Annotated in this window: 20 protein-coding genes; 14 read left to right on the top strand and 6 right to left on the bottom strand. The window is 72.3% G+C overall.

All coding sequences use genetic code 11. The features are described from left to right. Positions 1-48: 48 nt before the first annotated feature. The 6 genes from KBX43_RS14575 to KBX43_RS14550 all read left to right on the top strand — a co-directional run bounded on the left by KBX43_RS14575 (position 49) and on the right by KBX43_RS14550 (position 3,971). Positions 49-765: a DUF998 domain-containing protein gene (locus KBX43_RS14575; RefSeq protein WP_210884811.1), complete on the top strand. Its 717-nt coding sequence runs from the start codon at positions 49-51 to the stop codon at positions 763-765. 266 nt (positions 766-1,031) lie between these two features. Next, positions 1,032-1,301: a UPF0158 family protein gene (locus KBX43_RS32225; protein ID WP_210884995.1), complete on the top strand. Its 270-nt coding sequence runs from the start codon at positions 1,032-1,034 to the stop codon at positions 1,299-1,301. A gap of 113 nt (positions 1,302-1,414) precedes the next feature. Beyond that, positions 1,415-1,597 (top strand): hypothetical protein, encoded by a 183-nt coding sequence (locus tag KBX43_RS14565; protein WP_113974442.1) that lies wholly within the window; start codon positions 1,415-1,417, stop codon positions 1,595-1,597. A gap of 150 nt (positions 1,598-1,747) precedes the next feature. Beyond that, a complete protein-coding gene (locus tag KBX43_RS14560) occupies positions 1,748-2,671 on the top strand; it encodes an NAD(P)-dependent oxidoreductase (RefSeq protein WP_113974440.1) in 924 nt (307 codons plus the stop codon). Then, positions 2,668-3,144 carry a nuclear transport factor 2 family protein gene (locus KBX43_RS14555; protein ID WP_187692484.1) on the top strand — a complete coding sequence of 159 codons (477 nt, stop codon included), beginning with the start codon at positions 2,668-2,670 and terminating at the stop codon, positions 3,142-3,144. Before KBX43_RS14560 ends, KBX43_RS14555 begins: the two co-directional genes overlap by 4 nt. Beyond that, positions 3,141-3,971: an SDR family NAD(P)-dependent oxidoreductase gene (locus KBX43_RS14550; protein WP_043324845.1), complete on the top strand. Its 831-nt coding sequence runs from the start codon at positions 3,141-3,143 to the stop codon at positions 3,969-3,971. The genes KBX43_RS14555 and KBX43_RS14550 overlap by 4 nt, the downstream gene beginning before the upstream one ends. 48 nt (positions 3,972-4,019) lie before the next feature. Here the strand turns inward: KBX43_RS14550 and KBX43_RS14545 are convergent, their stop codons facing one another. The 6 genes from KBX43_RS14545 to KBX43_RS31895 are packed head-to-tail and all read right to left on the bottom strand — an operon-like array spanning position 4,020 to position 9,002. Next, positions 4,020-4,889, bottom strand: coding sequence for a TIGR03619 family F420-dependent LLM class oxidoreductase (locus tag KBX43_RS14545; protein WP_210884809.1), 870 nt, complete (start codon positions 4,887-4,889; stop codon positions 4,020-4,022). A gap of 4 nt (positions 4,890-4,893) precedes the next feature. Beyond that, positions 4,894-5,412, bottom strand: a complete 519-nt coding sequence (locus tag KBX43_RS14540) for a nuclear transport factor 2 family protein (protein ID WP_082930946.1) — start codon at positions 5,410-5,412, stop codon at positions 4,894-4,896. 50 nt (positions 5,413-5,462) lie between these two features. Next, entirely contained in the window at positions 5,463-6,353 is an 891-nt protein-coding gene (locus tag KBX43_RS14535; protein WP_166456564.1) for a TIGR03619 family F420-dependent LLM class oxidoreductase, read from the bottom strand. After that, positions 6,350-7,456: a TIGR03617 family F420-dependent LLM class oxidoreductase gene (locus KBX43_RS14530; protein ID WP_043330306.1), complete on the bottom strand. Its 1,107-nt coding sequence runs from the start codon at positions 7,454-7,456 to the stop codon at positions 6,350-6,352. Before KBX43_RS14530 ends, KBX43_RS14535 begins: the two co-directional genes overlap by 4 nt. Before the next feature lie 26 nt (positions 7,457-7,482). Then, positions 7,483-8,358, bottom strand: a complete 876-nt coding sequence (locus KBX43_RS14525; protein ID WP_113974432.1) for an SDR family NAD(P)-dependent oxidoreductase — start codon at positions 8,356-8,358, stop codon at positions 7,483-7,485. Then, on the bottom strand, positions 8,355-9,002 hold the full coding sequence (locus tag KBX43_RS31895) for a PaaI family thioesterase (protein WP_209961398.1): 648 nt from the start codon (positions 9,000-9,002) through the stop codon (positions 8,355-8,357). The genes KBX43_RS14525 and KBX43_RS31895 overlap by 4 nt, the downstream gene beginning before the upstream one ends. A gap of 396 nt (positions 9,003-9,398) precedes the next feature. On the opposite strand from KBX43_RS31895, the gene KBX43_RS14515 reads away from it, so the two are divergent. From KBX43_RS14515 to KBX43_RS14480, 8 genes are all read left to right on the top strand, one after another. Then, positions 9,399-10,970: an ABC transporter substrate-binding protein gene (locus KBX43_RS14515; RefSeq protein ID WP_209961400.1), complete on the top strand. Its 1,572-nt coding sequence runs from the start codon at positions 9,399-9,401 to the stop codon at positions 10,968-10,970. Positions 10,971-11,032: 62 nt separating this feature from the next. Then, positions 11,033-12,667, top strand: a complete 1,635-nt coding sequence (locus KBX43_RS14510; RefSeq protein ID WP_064446355.1) for an AMP-binding protein — start codon at positions 11,033-11,035, stop codon at positions 12,665-12,667. Next, positions 12,664-13,812: a CaiB/BaiF CoA-transferase family protein gene (locus tag KBX43_RS14505; protein WP_064446354.1), complete on the top strand. Its 1,149-nt coding sequence runs from the start codon at positions 12,664-12,666 to the stop codon at positions 13,810-13,812. The genes KBX43_RS14510 and KBX43_RS14505 overlap by 4 nt, the downstream gene beginning before the upstream one ends. Before the next feature lie 89 nt (positions 13,813-13,901). Next, complete coding sequence (locus KBX43_RS14500; RefSeq protein ID WP_210884788.1) at positions 13,902-15,599, top strand: AMP-binding protein; 1,698 nt, start codon at positions 13,902-13,904, stop codon at positions 15,597-15,599. 58 nt (positions 15,600-15,657) lie between these two features. After that, positions 15,658-16,842 (top strand): acyl-CoA dehydrogenase family protein, encoded by a 1,185-nt coding sequence (locus KBX43_RS14495; RefSeq protein WP_113974428.1) that lies wholly within the window; start codon positions 15,658-15,660, stop codon positions 16,840-16,842. Further along, a complete protein-coding gene (locus KBX43_RS14490) occupies positions 16,839-17,864 on the top strand; it encodes a bifunctional MaoC family dehydratase N-terminal/OB-fold nucleic acid binding domain-containing protein (protein WP_069090069.1) in 1,026 nt (341 codons plus the stop codon). The genes KBX43_RS14495 and KBX43_RS14490 overlap by 4 nt, the downstream gene beginning before the upstream one ends. Next, complete coding sequence (locus tag KBX43_RS14485; RefSeq protein WP_043324838.1) at positions 17,864-18,991, top strand: acyl-CoA dehydrogenase family protein; 1,128 nt, start codon at positions 17,864-17,866, stop codon at positions 18,989-18,991. Before KBX43_RS14490 ends, KBX43_RS14485 begins: the two co-directional genes overlap by 1 nt. Then, positions 18,988-19,410: a MaoC/PaaZ C-terminal domain-containing protein gene (locus KBX43_RS14480; protein ID WP_223201125.1), complete on the top strand. Its 423-nt coding sequence runs from the start codon at positions 18,988-18,990 to the stop codon at positions 19,408-19,410. Before KBX43_RS14485 ends, KBX43_RS14480 begins: the two co-directional genes overlap by 4 nt.

Here is a 19,410-nt window from a genome sequence, read left to right as displayed (position 1 = left end):
ATACCAGGCTCCTCTGCCCCTGCCGACCTCGCCGAAGGGCTCCCGGCCATGACACAACTGGTGAAGGCAACGCCGAAGGCAACCGTCTCTGCGGCGTACCGGAGCGGCCAGCGCCAGCCCGCCGGGGCGGCGCTGGCCGCCGCAGCAGCGATCTTTCTGCTGCTCGAGTTCGTCGCCGCCGCGGCCTGGCGGAGCCCGCCCTACAGCTACACCTACCACTACATCAGCGACCTCGGAGTCCACGGCCCGTTGACCGCGTTCGGCCAGTACATTTATTCGCCCCTCTGGTGGGTCATGAACACCGGCTTCTTCCTCTTCGGAGTCCTGGTGTTCATCGGTGTCGCCCTGCTCAACGGCCTGCGAGGCTGGCGCCGGGGGGGCCTGCTCGGCATGGCCGCCCTGGTCGGTGCCGGCGGCGTCGTGCTGGCGCTCTTCCCCGGCGACGGCGAAGCCGACCGGCAGGGCACTGTCGACTTCCACGGTCTGGGCGCCATGGCCGCCATCGTCGGCGGCAACATTTTGATCATCGTGCTCGGGCGCATGTACCGAGACCTCCGCATCGGCAGGAAGCCCGGGAAGGCCATGGTCATGCTCGGCGCCTTCGGACTCGTCTCCACGGCGGCTTTCCTCGCCGTCGCCGGCTCAGGGGCCAACGTCTTGGTCGGCCTCGTCGAGCGCTGCGCCGTCTACCCGATCCTCATCGGCCTCATCTCCGCAGGGGTGTCCATCTGTCGCCGCAGCTACCGGGACACCGCCGCGCTCTAGTTCGCGGCCGAGAGGGAAGAGCACCTGCCGTGGTCGCCGACGACCCCGGCAACGGGAGTGGACATCATGCTCGACGTACGCCACCTCGATCTCGAAGAGATCGCCACAGCGCTGCAGGACCAGAGCGCGTACGAGTACCGCTGGCTCATCGATCCGGCCAGCGGGGAGATCAGGATGTGGACGGCTGACGGCGGCATCGACGGGAAGACACCGGTCGACCTCGATGAACTCGATCTGGTTTCGATCGAGGCGTTGCCGCCCTCCGTCTGGCACCGCGACATGGTCGACTTTGCCCAGCGGTCAGCGACGAGCAGGCGGGCCGCAGGCTCTTACGGGCCGTCCAAGGCAGGGGTGCCTTCCGTCGGTTCAGGGACGAACTGCACGACGAGTATCCGCACCTGCTGACGGTCTGGCATGCCTTCCACCAAGCTCGGGCAACCCGCCGGGCCATTGACTGGCTGCTCGACAGATGCCTGATCGATGACGCTGCCGCGAGCCGCTGTCGGACCGAGCACCCTGACCCGGACGTGCCGTGAGTCGAACAGGCCGAGGAGACGGGGGCAGCAGAGCAGGTTGATCGAGCCTATTCGACTTCTCGGAGCAGGGCGGTCCGCCCTGCAGAGACGCGAGCTCGCATGTCGGCGACCTCATGCGATGCCAGACCGTAGTCGGTGAAGTCTTCGTCGTCGAAGCGGTCGACGTGGCGAAGCATTGCGGCGAACACGCTCCGGTCGAATCCGTCGTCGGCGGCGTGCGCGAGGTCGCAGAGCTGGTCGAGGGTGTACCGGCCGCTGATGGCGGCATCGATGTCGAGGAAGTCGCGGGCGGCTGAGTCGCAGGTCGATGTCGGCGCGGCGACGCCTGGCGCGGTGAGCGCCTGCTCGTGCTAACCTACCAATCGCTTGGTTGGTTGATACGGAAGTCATGCCGGCTCCCAAACGCACGCCGGGGGAGCCGCCTCACTACGCAAGGAGACCTCGCGATGGAGGTACTCGTGGTCGGTGGAACCGGCATGATCGGGGTCCACACCGCCCTTCACCTGCGGGACCGGGGAGACAACGTCACCGTCGCCGCCCGAGGGACGGTCGACGCGGACTCACCCGTCGCCGGCCTGCCCGTCCTCCGCGGGGACTACGCCCGCCAGACCTTCACCCGCCAGGACCTGGCCCCCTTCGACGCGGTCGTCTTCGCGGCCGGGCAGGACGTACGCCACCTGCCCCGGGACGCGGACGAGGCCACGTTCTGGAAGGAGACCCAGAGCGCGGGCGTGCCGGCCTTCGCCGCCCTCGCCAAGAGTGCGGGCGTCTCCCGCTTCGTCCAGGTCGGCAGCTACTACCACCACCTGCGACCCGACCTGGCCGACTCCAGCGCCTACGTCGCCGCCCGCCGCGACGCCGACGAGGGTGCCCGGGCGCTGGCTGACGACTCCTTCACGGTTTGCACCCTCAACCCGCCCTCGATCATCGGTGCCATCCCCGGCGTCACGGCAAAGCGCTACCGCCGCATGGTGTCCTGGGCGGCCGGCAACGAGCCGCAGATCCCCGACCACGCGCCGGCCGGCGGCACGAACTACATGTCGGCCCGGTCCCTGGCCGAGGCGATCGGCGGCGCGCTCGACCGTGGCGCGGCGGGCGCGGCCTACCTCGTCGGTGACGCCAACCTGACGTTCACGCAGTTCTTCCAGCTGCTGGTCGACGCGGCCGGGGGCAACCGCACCATCGCCGAGCGCGACGAGCCGCACCCCTTCATGCCCGACTCGATGATCGTCCAGGGTCGCGGAAACGTTCTCGCCTACGAGCCGGATCCGGCCGAGACCGCGCTGCTCGGCTACACCCGCGGCGACTGCGAGCGCGCCGTCGCCGAGCTCGTCCAGGTCGTGCGCGCGGCGACCGCTCGCGCGGCGTGACCGGCCTCGGCGCGGCCGACCTCACCGCGCTGCGCGCGCTCTCCGAGACGTACGCCGCGGCGGCCGACGACCGCGACGCGGCAGCGATCGGCGCGCTGTTCGTCCCGGACGGCGTCCTGGTGGTTCCCGAGCCGCCGGCGCACCTCGGCCCGCACGTGCCCCACGTCGGCCGCGCCGCTGTCGTGGCCGCGTTAGGGGCGCTCGCCGGCACCCTGGCGACGACTCACGTCGTGGCCGGGGCGCGCTACCTGCCGACGTCGACCGGGGCCGGTGGCCGGGTTCGCGGCACGGCCCACCACCTGCTTCCCGGTCGCGACGGGCCCTCGGACGTGGTCTGGTTCCTGCACTACGACGACGAGTACGCGCGTACCGGCGAAGGATGGGCCTTCACCCGTCGCGCGGTGACCGTCAACTGGATCGAACGCCACCGCGTCTCCGTGACCCGGGCCGACGAGGAAGGAACCGGCAGATGAGCGCCACCCGCAGGCTCGAGGGCCGGATCGCTGTCGTCACCGGCGGCGCCCTCGGGATCGGCGGCGGCATCTCCCGCCGTCTCGCCGCCGCTGGCGCCCACGTCGTCCTCGTCGACATCGACGGGGAGGCCGCCACCGGCACCGCCGCCGACATCCGGAGCGCCGGCGGCGAGGTCGAGGTCGTCCTCGCCGACGTACGCACCGCCGACGGTGTCGCCGCCGCGGTCGCCGCCGCTGCGGCCGTCGACTCGGGGCGGGTCGACGTGCTCGTCAACAACGTCGGCGACTTCCGCCCGGCCGCCAAGACCTTCCTGCACTCGACCCCGCAGCAGTGGCAGGCGCTCTACGAGATCAACCTGTGGCACGTGCTCGCGATGACGCATGCGCTGCTGCCCGGCATGGTCGATCGGGGCCGTGGCGCCATCGTCAACAACTCGACAGTCGAGGCCTTCCGGGGCATCCCGGCGTGCGCCCCGTACTCCGCCTACAACGCCGGGGTCAGCGCCTTCACCAGGAGCCTCGCCGTCGAGGTCGCCGGCCACGGGGTACGGGTCAACGCCATTGCGCCCGACCTCGCCGACACGCCCCAGACACCGGCCGCGGCGATGCTGCGCGGACGCGACCCGGAGCTGATCCGTACGTGGATCCCCGTCGGACGCTTCGGCGAGCCCGACGACTATGCCGCCGTGGTCGAGTTCCTCGCCAGCGACGACGCCCGCTTCGTCACCGGGCACACGATCCCCGTCGATGGAGGAACCCTGGCCGCATCGGGCTGGTACGCGCGTGCCGACCGCAAGGGCTGGTCGAACATGCCGAACGAGGCGTGACCGTGGACGCCGGGGCTCGTCGACGGGTCCCGGCGTCCACGGCAGTGCTCAGTCGCGGCGGTCGAGACCGAAGAGCTCCGCTGCCGCGGCGAGCTGGTCGAGGTACTCGGCCAGGTCACGGTGCCGGACGACGAGGTTGACCACGGTGGCGCCCGCCTCGCCGATCCGGCCGACGAGGTCCAGCGCGGCCTCGGGGGCGCCGGTCGGGTCGAGGCGGGCCGGAGGCGTGATGACGACGTCGAACCCGTCCGGCAGGTCGTGCTCGGCGAGCATCCGCGGCAGCGTCTCCAGGTCCGGCCCGCGATACGTGACGGGGGCCGGCGCCCACCCGTCGCCCAGGGTGACAGCACGCCGGAGGGCGCGCCTGCTGTGGCCACCGACCCAGATCGGGACCTTCTCCTGAACCGCGTGCGGGCTGATCACCTGCTCGGTGAAGTGGTAGTACTCCCCGTGGTAGGTGGCGAGCCGTACCGACAGGGACGCCCGCAGCGCCCGCAGGGCGTCGTCGGCCCGTGGCCCGCGGTCGGCGAACGGACGCCCGAGCAGCGCGAACTCCTCCTCCAGGTTGCCGACGCCGACGCCGAGGACGACCCGCCCGCCGCTGAGGTGGTCGAGGGTGCCGTACCGCTTGGCCAACTCGAGCGGATGGTGCAGCCCGAGCACGAGCACGTACGGCAGGAAGCGGATCCGCTCGGTGATCGCCGCGAGGTACGAGAATGTCGCGACCGGGTCGTAGAAGCGTTCACCCCGGGCCAGCCCCGGTGACACGCTGACGTGCTCCGGGCAGGTGAAGAACTCGTACCCGAGCCGGTCGGCGGTGGTGAAGACGGTGCGCAACTCGGCGACCCCGGCCTCGGCCTCCCACGGGGGCCGGGGCCCGGAGTCGGCCAGGACCGGGGAACTGAGGCCGATGCGCACGGCCTCAGGCCTCGGATTCGACGGCGCGGGCGAGGAGGTCGCGGCCCTCGTCGGTGCCGTCGAGCTGGCGGTTCCAGCGGTGGGTCACCTTCCAGCCCTCGTCGGTGCGGGTGAACTCCCACCGGTTGGAGCCGGTACGCCAGATCCGGTAGCCGTTCTGGTCGGGGGCGCTGAGCACGAGCTGTGAGTAGTTCGTCACGACGGCCCGGTCGCCGTCGACGACGATGTGCGGTAGCCCCATGAGGTGGGCGGCGCCGTTGTTGATCAGGGCCTGGTGCCGCTCACCGTTGACCATGCCGCGCAGCGCGTCCCGGCCGTTGAGCACGACCGGGAAGGTGTCGTACACGCCCTCCTCGGTCCACAGCTGGGCGGTGATCTCGGCCGAGCCGCTGTCCACGGCGGGGCCGTAGCTGGCCACGATCCGCCAGAGGGCGAGCTGGTCCTCGGCTGCGGCGAGGCGCCGTTCGGCCTGTTCGAGGCGAGCCTCGAGCAGGGCGAGCCGGTCGGGCTGCGAGTCGCTCATGGTGGGTTCCTTTCGATCGGGTCTCGTCGGATGAACCGGTCGGCGGCCGGTCAGGCCGGGTTCGTCTCGAAGCGTTCCGGGGCGAGTTCGCGCAGCGCTGCCATCTGCTCGAGGTGGTGGGCGGCCGAGGTGGCCACGAGGCTCGCGTTGACAGCGGTCGCCCCGACGGTGTCGGCCGTGCGCAGGTGCGCGCGGGAGCCGTCCGGGTCGCCGAGCGGGTCCAGCGGCGGGATCTGCAGCACGAGGTCGAAGCCGTCCGGGCGTTCCACGGATTCCCAGATGCGGGTCAGCTCCCGCGGTCCGAGGCCGAACGGCGCCCATCCGGTGCCGTACGTCACGGCGCGGCGCAGCGAGCGGCGGGTGCGCCCGCCGATCCACATCGGCACCGTGGTGCGCGGCGCGTGCGGTTCGACGACGAAGTCGGTGAACGTGAACCGGGGCCCCTCGTGGTGCGGCACTGCCCTGCCCCACGCCGCGCGCAGGGCGGTGATCGCCTCGTCGGCGATCGCGCCGCGCCCGGCGAACTCGGCGCCGAGCAGGTCGAACTCCTCTTCGAGGCTGCCGACCCCGATCCCGAGGACGACGCGGCCGCCGCTGAGCAGGTCGAGGGTGCCGTAGGTCTTGGCGAGGGCGAGCGGATGGTGGTAGCCGATGACGACGACGTTCGTCGCGAGCCGGACGCGGCGCGTCGCCGAGGCGAGGAACGACAGCGTGGCCACGGGGTCGAAGTACGTCGCGCCCCGCTCGGCGGCGATCGGGGCGGGCACGGCGACGTGCTCGCTGCAGGTCAGGTGGTGGTAGCCCAGGTCGTCGGCGGCGCGGGCGACGGCCAGCAGCGCGCCGCCGACGTCGGGGCCGGACAGGACGTCCCGTTCCCAGGCGGCCGCGGTGCGCGGATGCTGGACGACGACCGGGGTGAGCAGCCCGATGCGTGCGGTCATGACAGGGTCTCCGATCCGGCGACGCCGCGCGTCGCGCTGGTGGGGCCGGCGTTCGCGGGCGGGATGGTGGCCGCGGCACTGGTCGGGATGAGCCGGAGGCGTTCGAGCAACGCGCCGAAGTCCTCGTCGTCGTCCGGGTCGAGCGGCAGCCCGAGCCCGAGCCCGTCGGCGATGCCGCCGTACGCCTGCCCGAGCACGTCCGGCAGCTCGGCGTAGGTGCCGTGCGGGATGAGAGCGGCCAGGGTCTCGTCGTCGAGGACGGTGGCGAGTCCGGTCCAGCGCCCGGAGGCGGCCATCGCGGCGAGCCGTTCGCCGACCCGGCCCAGGCCGAGCCGGTCCAGGGTGGTGCGGTAGGCGGGAGTGGAGAAGAGGAACGCCAGCTCCTGGCGGGCGGAGTCGCGGCTCGCGGCGAGCGCGGCCGGCGTCGGCCCGGTGATCGACTTGGACACCACGACGACCCGCGGGATCCCGGCGCGTCCGGCCCGTTCGGCCCCGGCGCGCAGCGCGGGGAGTACGACCGTGCGCAGGTGACTCGGGTGCGAGTTGGTGGCGTGGGTGACGAAGCCGTCGGCGAGCTCGCCGGCCACCTCGCAGACGCGCCGGTTGACCCCGCCGGTGTAGAGCGCCGGGGCCGCGGTCGGCAGCGGGCCGGGATTGAAGTACGGCTGCAGCCGGGTGAAGCGGTAGTGGCTGCCCTCGTGCTCCAGGGGTTCGCCGGTGCTGAACGCGGCGAAGATCGCCCGGATCGAGGCGAGGTAGTCGCGCAGGTTCTCCACCGGCCGCTCCCACGGCACCGAGAAGCGCCCGACGATGTTGCCGCGCACCTGGGTGGCCAGACCGAGCTGGAAGCGGCCCTCGGAGAACCGCGCGAGGTCCCACGCGGCGTACGCGGTCACCATCGGGCTGCGGGGGAAGGCCAGCGTCATGCTGGTGCGTACGGTGATCCGGCTGGTGTGCTCGGCCGCGAGCAGCGCGACCGCCAGGGAGTCGTGCGTCGTCTCGGGGATGTGCACGGTGTCGAAGCCGAGCCGTTCGATGCGCGCCACGACCGCGGGCACCTCGCGCAGCGCCGTCGTCGGCGGCAGCGTCGTGGTCAGCTCCATCCGGGTTGCGGGTGTCTGTGACGCCGTCACGGGATGCGGCCCGCCAGGGTGGCGTCGACGACCTCGTCGCCGTTGACGATCCGGGCGAGCTTCTCCAGCCGGGGCGCGCGCCGCAGGTGTGCCCCGCCTTCGACGGGCAGGCACGCGCCGGTGATCCAGGAGGAGCCGGGACCGCAGAGGAAGCGGACCGCGGCGGCGACGTCCTCGGCGCGCCCGATCCGCGACAGGGGCTTCTCGGCGACCGTCGCGGCGGCCAGTTCGGGGTCGGCCAGCAGCCGGCCCGGGTTCTCGCCGTCGGTGGCGACGATGCCGGGGCGTACCACGTTGACCCGTACCGCGAGGTGGCCGAGCTCGTCGGCGGCGACCCGGACGAGCGCTTCGAGCGCGGCCTTGCTCACCGAGTACGACGGCATGAACGGGAAGGAGTGCCCGCCCGCGCTCGACGAGGTGCACACGATCGCGCCCCCGCCGCGCGCGGCCAGGGCCTGCCCGCCGTGCCGGATGGCGTGCAGCGCCGTGGTGACGTTGCGCCGGAAGTCGTGTTCGAGGGTCTCGGCGTCGAGGGCGAGCAGGGGACGGAAGGTGCCGCCGCCGACTGTGGTGACGACCGCGGCCAGCGGGGTCTCGTCGGCGGCGCGTACCGCTGCTGCCACGTCCTTTTCGCGGGTGGAGTCGCCGGCGCTGATCCGTACCGGTGGTGCTCCGGGGGCGGCCGCGGCGATCGTCCCGGCCGCCGCCCGCAGCGTCGCCTCGGTCCGTCCCATGATCGTCACGGCGGCGCCGTCGGCGGCCAGCGCGGCGGCGATGGCGCGGCCGAAGCCGCCGCCCCCGCCGATGACGAGCGCGCCGCGGCCGGCGAGCGGGCCGGGTGCGGCGCTGCTCGGATGGGGATCGGTGCTCATGCCTGCTCCCTCGACGCTCGGCGGAACTTCTCCCGCGTGGACGGGTCGTCCATGAGGACGAAGGTGCCGGTGGCCGTGACGCACGTCAGGTCCCCGACGCGCAGTTCGCCGGAGCTGCGCACCTTGCGTCCGTCGCGCCCGTCGTGCCGGGCCAGGATCGTGATCGTCGAGCCGATCGGGATGGCCGCGCGGAACGAGATGTCGAGCCCGACGGTCACCGCGGCGTATCCGGCGCGGGCGTTGGCGATGCCGAGGGCGTGGTCCATCAGCATGGCCGAGGTGCCGCCGTGCACGTGCCCGGGTGGTCCTTGGAAGGCAAGCCTCAGGGTGACCTCCCCGCGTAAGGAACCGTCCGGCTCGACCCAGAGGGACACCGGCGGCGACAGCGGATTCTCGGTGCCGCCGGCGGGGTCGAAGCGGCCCGGGCCGGGCTGGCGCCACATCGTCGCGATCCGCTCGGCGAGGTCCGGGGCGTGGGCGTCGATCCGGGCGGTGAGCGCGTCGAGGTCGGCCACTATCGCGTCGGCGTCGGGGTCGACGGCGCCGCCCGCGCGCGTGACCGCGTCGATGAGCCGGCGGGTGGCCGAGGCGACCGCGTCGATGCCGGTGTCGCGGGGCTGTGCCGTGGCGAGGGGGGCTTCCACCGTGCGGACTCCTTTGGCCGGCCGGACATCAAGCAACCAAGCGCTTGCTTGATGCGCACCTTAGCGACCTGATCGCGTGCTGGCAACGGTTGCCCGCTACGCGCCGCCCCCTTGTCGATCATGCTGCCGATCGCCTATTGACGTGCCCGCACGCTGCCACCTACGGTTCCCAATCGAGCGCTTGTTTGGATCGCGAACGGCCGCAACACCGCCAGTCTCGGGCGCGGATGCCGATCAGCTCCGGACAGGCGCTCCACACCAGCGCCGCCATCCATCACCTCCATGACCATCGCGCCCGCACGGCCGCCGCCGAACGGCCCGGCCGCCCCCGGGAACCCGCCGGGTGACCCGCGGAGCCGCTCCCGCTCTCGGGCCGAAGGTCAGGAAAGGACCATTGTGTCTCGCCTCCCGCGCCGCCGACGCCTCGCCGTCGCCGCGAGCCTGCTCGCCGCCACCCTCGTCGTCGGAGCCTGCTCCGCCACCGGAACCGGCGACCCCGGTGCCACCACGGGTGAGATCGACCCCGACGCCGTCCTGCGGGTGAGCGCCTCGTCGCCGTTCCAGAACCTCGACCCGGCGCAGCCGGCCCCCGGCGGCTACCCCTACCTCACGCTGATCTACGACCGGCTCACCATGGTCGACTCCACCGACCAGGTCGTCCCCGGCCTGGCCAAGAAGTGGACCTACGCCCAGGACGGCTCCCACCTCGAACTCGCCCTGCGCGACGACGTCAAGTTCCACGACGGGACGCCCTTCGACGCCAACGCCGTCAAGGTCAACATCGAGCGCGGCCAGACGCTGCCCACGAGCACCATCAAGCAGGACCTCGCCAGCATCACCGGCGTCACAGTCGTCGACGCGCACACCGTGCGCCTCAACCTCAAGCCGGGCACCGGCGCCGTGCTCCCCTCGGCCCTGGCCACCGCCGCCGGGATGATGGTCTCGCCCAAGGCGATCGCCGACGGCGTCGACCTCAAGCGCGCCCCCGGCAAGGCCGGCTCGGGCCCGTACGTCGTCACCGAGTTCATCCCGAACGAGAAGTACGTCGTCAAGCGCGCCGAGGGCACCTACTGGGACCCCAACGCCGGGCGCCTCGCCGGCATGGAGATCACCCGGGTCCCCGAGGGCGCCACCCGGCTCAACGGCGTCATCAGCGGTCAGACCGACCTCAGCTTCGTCTCCTCGGCCAACGAGATCACCCAGGCCCGCCAGCTCGGCGAGGACGGCCAGCTCAAGGTGACCACCCGGCCGTTCCGCAACGTCCTCGGCATCCTGCTGCGCGCCAACATGGGCGACCTCAAGGACAAGCGGGTCCGTGAGGCAATCGCGCGCTCGGTCGACCCGGCCGCCATCCGCGCGCTCTTCGCCGACACCTGCACGCCCACCCGCAGCATCTACCCGGACAGCCCGTGGGAGGACCCGGCGGCGACCTACCCGTACGAGTTCGACCTGGCCAAGGCCAAGGCGCTGATCTCCGAGGTCGGCGGGGCGAAGGTGTCGATCAGCTTCTCCGCCGGCACCAACACCGAGCAGCCCGCCACCGCCATCCAGGCCGCCATGTCCCAGGCCGGCATCGACGCGAAGCTCAACCCGACGCCGAACTCCGAGACCGAGGCCCGCTTCATCGCCGGCGACTTCGAGCTCGAGGTGTCCAACACGTTCAATCCGCGTCTCGACCCGGCGGGCACTGTGGACAACTACCTGATCGGCAACTACAAGCTCGCCACCGACCCGGAGGTCATCGGCCCGATCGCGGCCAAGGCCGCCGACCCCCGCTCCAGCGTCGAGGAGCGCGCCAAGCAGTACCACCAGCTGTGGGAGCGGCTGTTCAGCGAGGCGTGGTTCATCCCGATCTGCAACCTCACCAGCGCCACCATCGCCTCCCCGAAGGTCGTCGGGGCCGAGCAGCTGCCGTGGACCAACCTCGGCCTGTTCGACCTGCGGACCGTCGCGATGACGAAGGGCTGAGCGTCAGGTCCCCGCCGTCCGCCACCGCGCGCGGCCGACCCGAAGAAAGGTAGCCAGAGCCAGTGAACCGTCCCACCGCAGCCACCCCGCTCCTGCCCGCCCTGTCCCGCCTGCTCGACGAGCAGCCGGACCTGACCCTCACCCTCGCCGGCGCCCCGTTCACAGTGGCCGAGCTCGACGCCGCGTCGCGTCGCCTCGCCGGGTTCCTCGCCGACCGCGTCGCGCCCGGCGACCGGGTCGTCGTCCTCGCCCGCAACGGCCGCCTGGCCCTGCTCTCCTGGTGGGCGACGACGCTTCGCGGCGGTTTCGTCGTCCCGCTCAACACGAGCAACCGCGGCGCCGTACTGGCCCACCAGGTGCTCGACGCCGACCCGGTCGCGATGATCGTCGAGGACGAGTTCGTGCCCGTCCTGGACGACGCCCTCATCGGCACGGAGCTACGGGTGCCGGTCCTCGTCGGCGCCCCCATCCGGCCCGCCTCGGGCCCGGCGCCCGCCTGGGCCACCGAGGTCGTGGACTTCGACGCCGCCGTCGCTGAGGGCTCGGCGGTGACGACCACCCCGGACCTCGACGCGTACGCCACCAGCCACCTCATCTACACGGCCGGCACGACCGGGCCGTCCAAGGCGTGCATGGTCAGCCACGGCTACGTGGCGAACATGGCCCGCCAGATGCACGAGAACCTCGAACGCCGCGCCGACGACGTCCTCTGGACGGCGATGCCGCTGTTCCACATGGCCGCCGTCGGGCACGTGATGGGTTCGCTCCAGCTCGGCTCGGCCATCGACCTCGCGTCGCGCTTCTCGGTCCGGGGCTTCTGGAACGAGATCCTGCGCAGCCGCGCGACGATGGCCGCGCTCATGGGCTCGATGCTGCCGATGATCGCCGGCGCCCCCGACTCCGAGGCCACCCGCGAGGCCTTCGGCCGGCTGCGCGTCGTGTCCGGCTCGCCGGTCACCGCCGAGCTCGCCGCTCGCTGGACGGAGCGCTTCGGCGTCGAACGGGTCGGCTCGGGCGCCTACGGCCTGACCGAGGCCTGCCTGATCACCCTCACCCCACCCGGGGGCTACCGGGCCGGGAGCGCCGGCAAGATCAACGACTCCTTCGAGGTACGCATCGTCGACGAGCACGACAACCCGCTGCCCGTCGGCGAGGTCGGCGAGATCGTCGCCCGTCCCAACCGTCCGGCGATCATGTTCAACGGCTACTGGCGTGAGCCGGAGAAGACGCTGGAGGTCTTCCGGGGACTGTGGTTCCACTGCGGTGACTACGGCCGCCTCGACGAGGACGGCTACCTCTACTTCGTCGACCGGGGCAAGGACTACCTGCGCCGCGGCGGCGAGAACATCTCCAGCTTCGAGATCGAGGGCGTCGTCGCGACCCACCCGGCCGTCGGCGAGGTCGCCGTCCACGCCGTCCCCTCCCCGCTGGCCGAGGACGACCTCAAGGTGACTGTCGTGCCCGCGCCCGGCGCCCAGATCGACCCCGCTGAGCTCTTCGAGTGGCTGCACCCGCGCATCCCGCGGTACGCCGTGCCCTCACACATCGAGGTCCGCACCGAACTGCCCAAGAACGCCGTCGGGCGGGTCCTCAAGCGCGTCCTGCGCGAGGAGGGCGTGACCGCGCGGACGTGGAGCACCGACCCCCGTGCCGTGACCGGCCTCCCGGTCCCGGCCGGCGCCCAGGAGCAGGCGTGAACAGCGTCCCCGGCCAGCGGTTCGAAGGGCCGCTGGCCGGCCTGCGGCTCCTCGAACTCGGTGGGCAGGGGCCGGTGCCGTTCGCGACGATGATGCTCGCCGACATGGGTGCCCAGGTGGTCCGGGTGGACCCGCCCGGCGAGCCCGACCGGCGGGAGCGCGCGCAGGTCAACGCGATCGACAGGGGCCGTACGACAGTCACGCTCGACCTGAAGTCCGAGGCCGACCGGGCGCTCGTGCACCGGCTGCTCGCCGACGCGGACGTGCTGCTCGACCCGTTCCGGCCCGGGGTGCTCGAACGTCTCGGCCTGGCCCCGGCCGAACTCACCGAGCGGTACCCGCGCCTGGTCGTGGCGCGGATGACCGGCTGGGGCCAGGACGGCCCTCTCGCCGCGGCCGCCGGGCACGACCTCAACTACATCGCCGTCTCCGGGGTGCTCGACACGATCGGCCTGCCCGACACCGGCCCCGTCGTACCGCCGATGTATCTGGCCGACTTCGCCGGCGGCGGCATGATGCTGGCCTTCGGCGTGCTGGCCGCACTGCAGGAGCGTGTCTCCTCCGGGCGTGGGCAGGTCGTGGACGCCTCGATGCTCGAGGGCAGCGCGCTGCTCACCGTCGTCATCCACTCGATGCTCGCGCGGGGCGCCTGGAACCTCACCCGTGGCACGAACTACCTCGACGGCGGGGCGCACTTCTACCGGGTGTACCGCACCGCCGACGACAGGTTCATGTCCGTGGCGGCCATCGAGGCGAAGTTCTACCGCACGTTCCTGCGTACCCTCGGCCTCGATCCGGAGGACGGGCCGGCGCAGTTCGACGAGTCGGGGTGGGCCGGCTGGGCCGAGCGGATCGCGTCGGTCTTCGCCGGCCGCACCCGGCGGGAGTGGACCGGCGTCTTCGAGGGCGTCGACGCGTGCGTGCATCCGGTGCTGGACATCGCCGAGTCGGCCGAGCACCCGCAGATGCGGGCCCGGGGCGCCGTCGTCGAGGTCGAGGGGGTCGCCCAGCCGGCCCCGACGCCCCGTTTCTCGCGTACACCCGCGGGGGTCCCACGGGCCCCGCGCCGGCGTGGTGAGGACACCGACCGGGTGCGCTCGGCGCTCGCCGCGAGCAGCCCATGGGAAGCGTTGTCAAGGCCTTGACCTGCGGCAAGCCTCACTCTACGCTTCGACCAAGCGCTTGCTTGTTTGGTGATTCGCATTTGACGACGGACGAGACGGAGCAAACGTCAATGACGACTCAGGCCCCGGTGGCCCGAAACTCGGGACCCGCCGTCTTCGCCGACATCGTGCGGGCACGCACGGGCGACGACCACCCCGGCCTGCTCTTCGAAGGCCGCACCATCACCTGGGGCCGGATCGTGCAGGAGGCCGCCGACCGGGCCGCGGCACTGGACGACGTGCCCCGGCCCGACGGCAGGCCACTGCACATCGGGCTGCTCCTGGAGAACACCCCCGACTACGTGTACTGGATCTGTGCCGCCGCGCTGGCCGGCGCCACAGTGGTCGGGATCAACCCGACCCGGCGTGGCGCCGAGCTGGCCCACGACGTGCGGCACACCGACACCGACCTGCTCCTCACCGAGGACCGCCTCGCCGGCCTCGTCGACGGGCTCGACCTGGGCATCCCCGCCGGGCAGGTGCGCAACATCGACTCCCCGGAGTACGCCGCCTGGCTGGCCCGGCACGCCGGCGCGCCGGTACCCACCGACGAGGTCGACCCGCGCGCCAACCTGCTGCTCATGTTCTCCTCCGGCTCGACCGGCGCCCCTAAGGCGGTCATCTGCTCCCACGGGCGCCTCGCCGCGGTCTCCGAGGCGCTGCTGGCCCGCACCGAGCTGACCCGCGACTCGGTCAGCTACCTGGCGATGCCGCTGTTCCACGGCAACGCCGTCATGCTCAACCTCGGCCCCGCCATGGTCTGCGGCGCGACGATCTGCATGGTCCGCAGGTTCTCCGCGTCCGGCTTCGTACGCGACGTGCACGAGCACGGCGTCACCTACTTCAACTACGTCGGCCGGGCACTGGCCTACATCCTGGCCCGGCCGGTCGACCCCCGCGACGCGACGAGCACGCTGCGGCGCGCCGTCGGAACCGAGGCCTCGGCCGCCGACATCGCCCGCTTCGCCGAGCGCTTCGGTGTCGTCATCTCCGAGGGCTACGGCTCCAGCGAGGGCGTCATGCGGATCAACCGCACCCCTGAGACGCCCGCCGAGGCGCTCGGTGTGGCCGTCGCCGGCGCCGAGATCAAGGTCATGAACGAGGAGACCGGGCTGGAGTGCCCGCCGGCCCGGCTCGACGGGACCGGGCGGCTGCTCAACGCCGACGAGGCCATCGGCCAGCTCGTCGGCGTCGGCATGGCGGCGAAGTTCGAGGGCTACTACAAGAACCCCGAGGCCGCCGCCGAGCGGGTCCGCGGCGAGGACTTCTGGTCCGGGGACCTGGCCTACCGCGACGCCGACGGCTACTTCTACTTCGCCGGCCGCTCCTCGGACTGGATCCGCGTCGACAGCGAGAACTTCGCGGCCGGCCCCGCCGAGCGGATCATCGAGCGCTGGGACCGGGTGGCGGTCGCCCCCGTCTTCGCCGTGCCCGACCCGCGTACCGGCGACCAGGTCATGTGCGTGATCCAGCTGCGCAGCGGCGCCACCTTCGACCCCGAGGCGTTCACCGCCTTCCTCGACGAGCAGGCCGACCTCGGCACCAAGTGGCGGCCCCGCTTCGTGCGGATCGTCGACCAGATCCCCAGCACCGGCAACGGCAAGGTCGCCAAGCAGATCCTGCGCCGTACCGCCTGGGTCACGACCGACCCCGTCTGGGTCCGCGACGGCGCGTCCACCGCGTACCGCCCGCTGACCGAGGCGGACGTCCGGGACCTCGAGAAGCAGTTCGCCGACAACGGACGTGCCGCGCTCCTGCCGGCCACCTGACCTGCCGGCCCGCCCGGCACACCGACTGGCGCCCACGCCCCGAGAATGAGGAACATCCATGTACCTGGAGTACACGCCCGAGCAGCGAGAGCTGAGCAGGGAGCTGCGAGCCTACTTCGCGCGCCTGCTCACGCCCGAGGTCCGCGAGGCGCTCGGCGGCACCAACGAGGACCGCCCGGCCTACCGCGAGATCATCCGTCAGATCGGCAAGGACGGCCTGCTCGGACTCGGCTGGCCCACGGAGTACGGCGGCCAGGGCCGCCCGGCGATCGACCAGTACATCCTCTTCGACGAGATCAACCGCGCCCAGGCACCGTTCCCCTTCGTCACCATCAACAACATCGGCCCGATGCTGATGCGCTACGGCACCGAGGAGCAGAAGCGCACCTACCTGCCGGGCATGCTGACCGGCGACGTCATCTTCGCCATCGGCTACAGCGAGCCGGGCTCCGGCACCGACCTCGCCTCGCTGAGCGCCCGGGCCGAGGCGACGCCCGACGGTGGCTGGGTCATCAACGGCCAGAAGGTGTTCACCAGCGGTGTCAGCCAGGCCGACTTCGTCTGGATGGCCGTGCGCACCGACCCCGCCGCCCCGAAGCACAAGGGCATCACCATCCTCATCGTGCCGACGTCGGACCCGGGCTTCAGCTGCACGCCGATCGCCACCAGCGGCATCACCCACACCAACGCCTCCTACTACGAGGACGTACGCGTCGGCCCCGAAGCCCTCGTCGGCGAGGTCAACGGCGGCTGGCGCCTCATCACCGGCCAGCTCGGTCACGAGCGGGTGGGCCTGGCCGCGATGGGCGGGCGCACCGAGCAGCTGTGGACCGACGTCGCCGCGTGGGCCGCCGAGCCCGACGCCGACGGCAACCGCGTCCTGGACAAGCCGTGGGTGCGCACGGAACTGGCCCGCGACTACGCCGAGCTGACCGCGATGCGCCTGCTCAACTGGAAGATCGCCGTCGTGGGGGAGGGCCAGAACCCGGCGCCCGCCGCCGCGTCGGTCGCCAAGGTCTACGGCACGGAGACCCACGACCGGGTCTGCCGCAACCTCGTCTCCGTCGTCGGTCCCCGCGCGACCCGGCGCGCCGGCGCGCCGGACGCCGTCCTCGGCGGACAGCTGGAGGCGTACACCCGCGGCTCCTACATCAACACCTTCGGCGGCGGCACCAACGAGGTGCTGCGCGACATGATCGCGGTCGCCGGTCTCGGCATGCCGAGGAAGGGGCGTTCCGCATGAGCACCACGACGCAGGCCCCCGCCTCCGAAGCCACCGACCAGGACGCCTTCCTCGCCCGTCTGCGCGAGTTCGTCGGCCTCGAGGCCACGCCCACCCGCTACGCCCAGGACGCCGTCAACCAGGCGATGATCCGGCACTTCGTCGAGGCGATGGGCGACGAGAACCCCGTCTACGTCGACGACCGGGCCGCCCGGGACACCGGCCGCGAGGGCGTCGTCGCCCCGCCGCCGATGCTGTCCACCTGGCTCATGGTCGGCTACAAGGCCCACACGGCCGCCGCCGCGGGCGCCGCGCCGGACACCCCGATGGCCCGGCTGCTCGCGCTGCTCGCCGACGCCGGCTTCGTCGGGGTCGTCGCGACGAACGACGAGCACGAGTACGTGCGCGAGCTGCGCCTGGGCGACGAGATCAAGATGACCACTGTCATCGAGGACGTCTCCCCGCGCAAGACCACCGGCCTGGGCACCGGCCACTTCATCACGACGCTGCGCACCTACACCGACCAGAACGACGAGGTCGTGGCCCGCCAGCGCTTCCGCATCCTGCGCTTCGACCCGTCCGGCGCCAAGCCCGCGGCGCCGGCCGCCGCCGACCCGGCGCTGCGGCACAAGCCGTTCATCCTGCGCGACAACGCGTTCTGGTTCGCCGCCGCCGCGCAGCGTCGCCTCGTCATCCAGGCCTGCACCGACTGCGGCACGCTGCGCCACCCGCCCGGCCCGATCTGCCCGTCCTGCCACTCGTACGCGTGGCACGAGGTGGAGGCGAGCGGCCGGGGCACCGTGCACAGCTACGTCGTCAGCCACCACCCGAAGGCGCCCGGGTACGACTACCCGCTCACCGTCGTGCTCGTCGACCTCGAAGAGGGCACCCGTCTGGTCGCCGACTTCGTCGGGGACGCCGGCGAGGTCGAGATCGGCATGCCCGTGCAGGTCGACTGGCTCGACTACGACGAGAACCTCACGCTGCCGCGTTTCCGGGCCGCGACCTCCGCATCGGAGCCCACAGAAGAGGAAGGGAACTGATGGACTTCCAGCTCGCCGAGGAACAGGTCACGGTCAACGACCTGGCGCGCGACGTGTTCTCGCGCAACGGCGACCCGCAGCGGCTCTTCGACATCGAGGCCGGGCCGGACCGCTTCGACCGCGTCCTGTACCGCGACCTGGCCGAGTCCGGCATCCTCGGGCTGCCCGTGCCCGAGGAGCACGGCGGCGCCGGGCTGGGCCTGTGGGAGATCGCCGGGGTCTTCGTCGAACAGGGCCGCACGCTCGGCACCGTCCCGCTGTGGGAGACCCTCGTCGGCGGCGTCCTGCCGCTGCTGCGCTACGGCAACGCCAAGCAACAGGCCGAGTGGCTGCCCCGCGTGGCCGCCGGAGACGCGGTCCTCACCGTGGCCGTCGACGACCTGACCGACGCCCGGCCGTACGGCGCCCGCGTCCGCGCGCGGTCCGGCGCCGAGCCCGGCGGTGACGGGGTCACCCTGAGCGGCACCGCCGTCGGCGTCCGCTCGGCGCACCTCGCCGACGCGATCGTCGTCCCGGCCACCGACGAGGCGGGCGCGGTCGGGCTGTACCTCGTGCCGACCGCCGGACCCGGGGTACGCCGGGACACCTTCGAGCGCACCGACCGTGGACTCGCCTCCGACGTTCACTTCGAGGACGCCGCCGCGGCGCTGCTCGCCGAGGGTCCCGAGGAGGACCGGCTCGACTGGCTGCTGCGCCAGGTCTGGACCGCGGTGGCGGCTCTGCAGAGCGGCGTCAGCCAGGCCGCCGTACGCCAGGCCGCCGACTATACCTCGGGCCGTGAGCAGTTCGGTGTGCCGATCGCGACCTTCCAGGCCGTCGCCCACCAGCTCGCCGACTGCCACATCGACACCGAGGCGATGGAGGTCACCTACCTCAACGCGCTCTGGCGCGAGACGACCGGGCGGCCGTCCCGGGCGGCGGTGCACGTCGCGAAGTACTGGGCCGCCGAGGCGGGCGACCGCGTCGCGCGCACCGTGCAGCACGTGCACGGCGGCATGGGCGCCGACGTCACCTATCCGATCCACCGTTACATGCTCTGGACCACGCAGCTTGCCAACACCGCCGGCTCCGGAGCCTGGCACCTGCAGCAGCTCGCGGACCTCGTGGGCGAGGGGGAGCAGCTGTGAGCACGCAGATCACCATCGAGCAGGTGAGCCCCGGCGACACGCTGCCGGAGCTGGAGATCCCGCTGACCCGGACCGTCATCGTCGCCGGCGCGCTCGCGACCCGCGACTACGAGGACGTGCACCACGACCCGGCCCAGGCCCAGCGTCGCGGCACCCCCGACACGTACATGAGCATCAACCACACCAACGGGCTCGTCGGCCGCTACGTCACCGACTGGGCCGGCCCCGCCGCGCGCATGGTGCGCCTGAGCACCCGCCTCGGGGTGCCGAACTTCCCGGGTGACGTGATGCGGCTGACCGGTGAGGTCGTCGGCGTCGAGGAGGACACCGTGCGCGTCGCGGTGCGTGGCATGAACAGCAAGGGCGGGCACGTCGTCTCCGAGGTGACAGTGCGCCTGCCCCGCGGATCGGAGCAGTGA

This window comes from Micromonospora sp. C41 (assembly GCF_018070485.1).
In the GTDB taxonomy this organism is placed as follows: domain Bacteria; phylum Actinomycetota; class Actinomycetes; order Mycobacteriales; family Micromonosporaceae; genus Micromonospora; species Micromonospora chalcea.
This window is presented reverse-complemented; position numbering and strand designations above follow the sequence as displayed.

Bases quoted from the DNA above. Each gene is read 5' to 3' on its own strand.
- KBX43_RS14535 (WP_166456564.1), bottom strand. From the start codon at position 6,353: ATGACCGCACGCATCGGGCTGCTCACCCCGGTCGTCGTCCAGCATCCG.
- KBX43_RS14485 (WP_043324838.1), top strand. From the start codon at position 17,864: ATGGACTTCCAGCTCGCCGAGGAACAGGTCACGGTCAACGACCTGGCG.
- KBX43_RS14490 (WP_069090069.1), top strand. From the start codon at position 16,839: ATGAGCACCACGACGCAGGCCCCCGCCTCCGAAGCCACCGACCAGGAC.
- KBX43_RS14565 (WP_113974442.1), top strand. From the start codon at position 1,415: ATGCGATGCCAGACCGTAGTCGGTGAAGTCTTCGTCGTCGAAGCGGTC.
- KBX43_RS14540 (WP_082930946.1), bottom strand. From the start codon at position 5,412: ATGAGCGACTCGCAGCCCGACCGGCTCGCCCTGCTCGAGGCTCGCCTC.
- KBX43_RS14550 (WP_043324845.1), top strand. From the start codon at position 3,141: ATGAGCGCCACCCGCAGGCTCGAGGGCCGGATCGCTGTCGTCACCGGC.
- KBX43_RS14530 (WP_043330306.1), bottom strand. From the start codon at position 7,456: ATGGAGCTGACCACGACGCTGCCGCCGACGACGGCGCTGCGCGAGGTG.
- KBX43_RS14500 (WP_210884788.1), top strand. From the start codon at position 13,902: ATGACGACTCAGGCCCCGGTGGCCCGAAACTCGGGACCCGCCGTCTTC.
- KBX43_RS14525 (WP_113974432.1), bottom strand. From the start codon at position 8,358: ATGAGCACCGATCCCCATCCGAGCAGCGCCGCACCCGGCCCGCTCGCC.
- KBX43_RS14560 (WP_113974440.1), top strand. From the start codon at position 1,748: ATGGAGGTACTCGTGGTCGGTGGAACCGGCATGATCGGGGTCCACACC.
- KBX43_RS14495 (WP_113974428.1), top strand. From the start codon at position 15,658: ATGTACCTGGAGTACACGCCCGAGCAGCGAGAGCTGAGCAGGGAGCTG.
- KBX43_RS14575 (WP_210884811.1), top strand. From the start codon at position 49: ATGACACAACTGGTGAAGGCAACGCCGAAGGCAACCGTCTCTGCGGCG.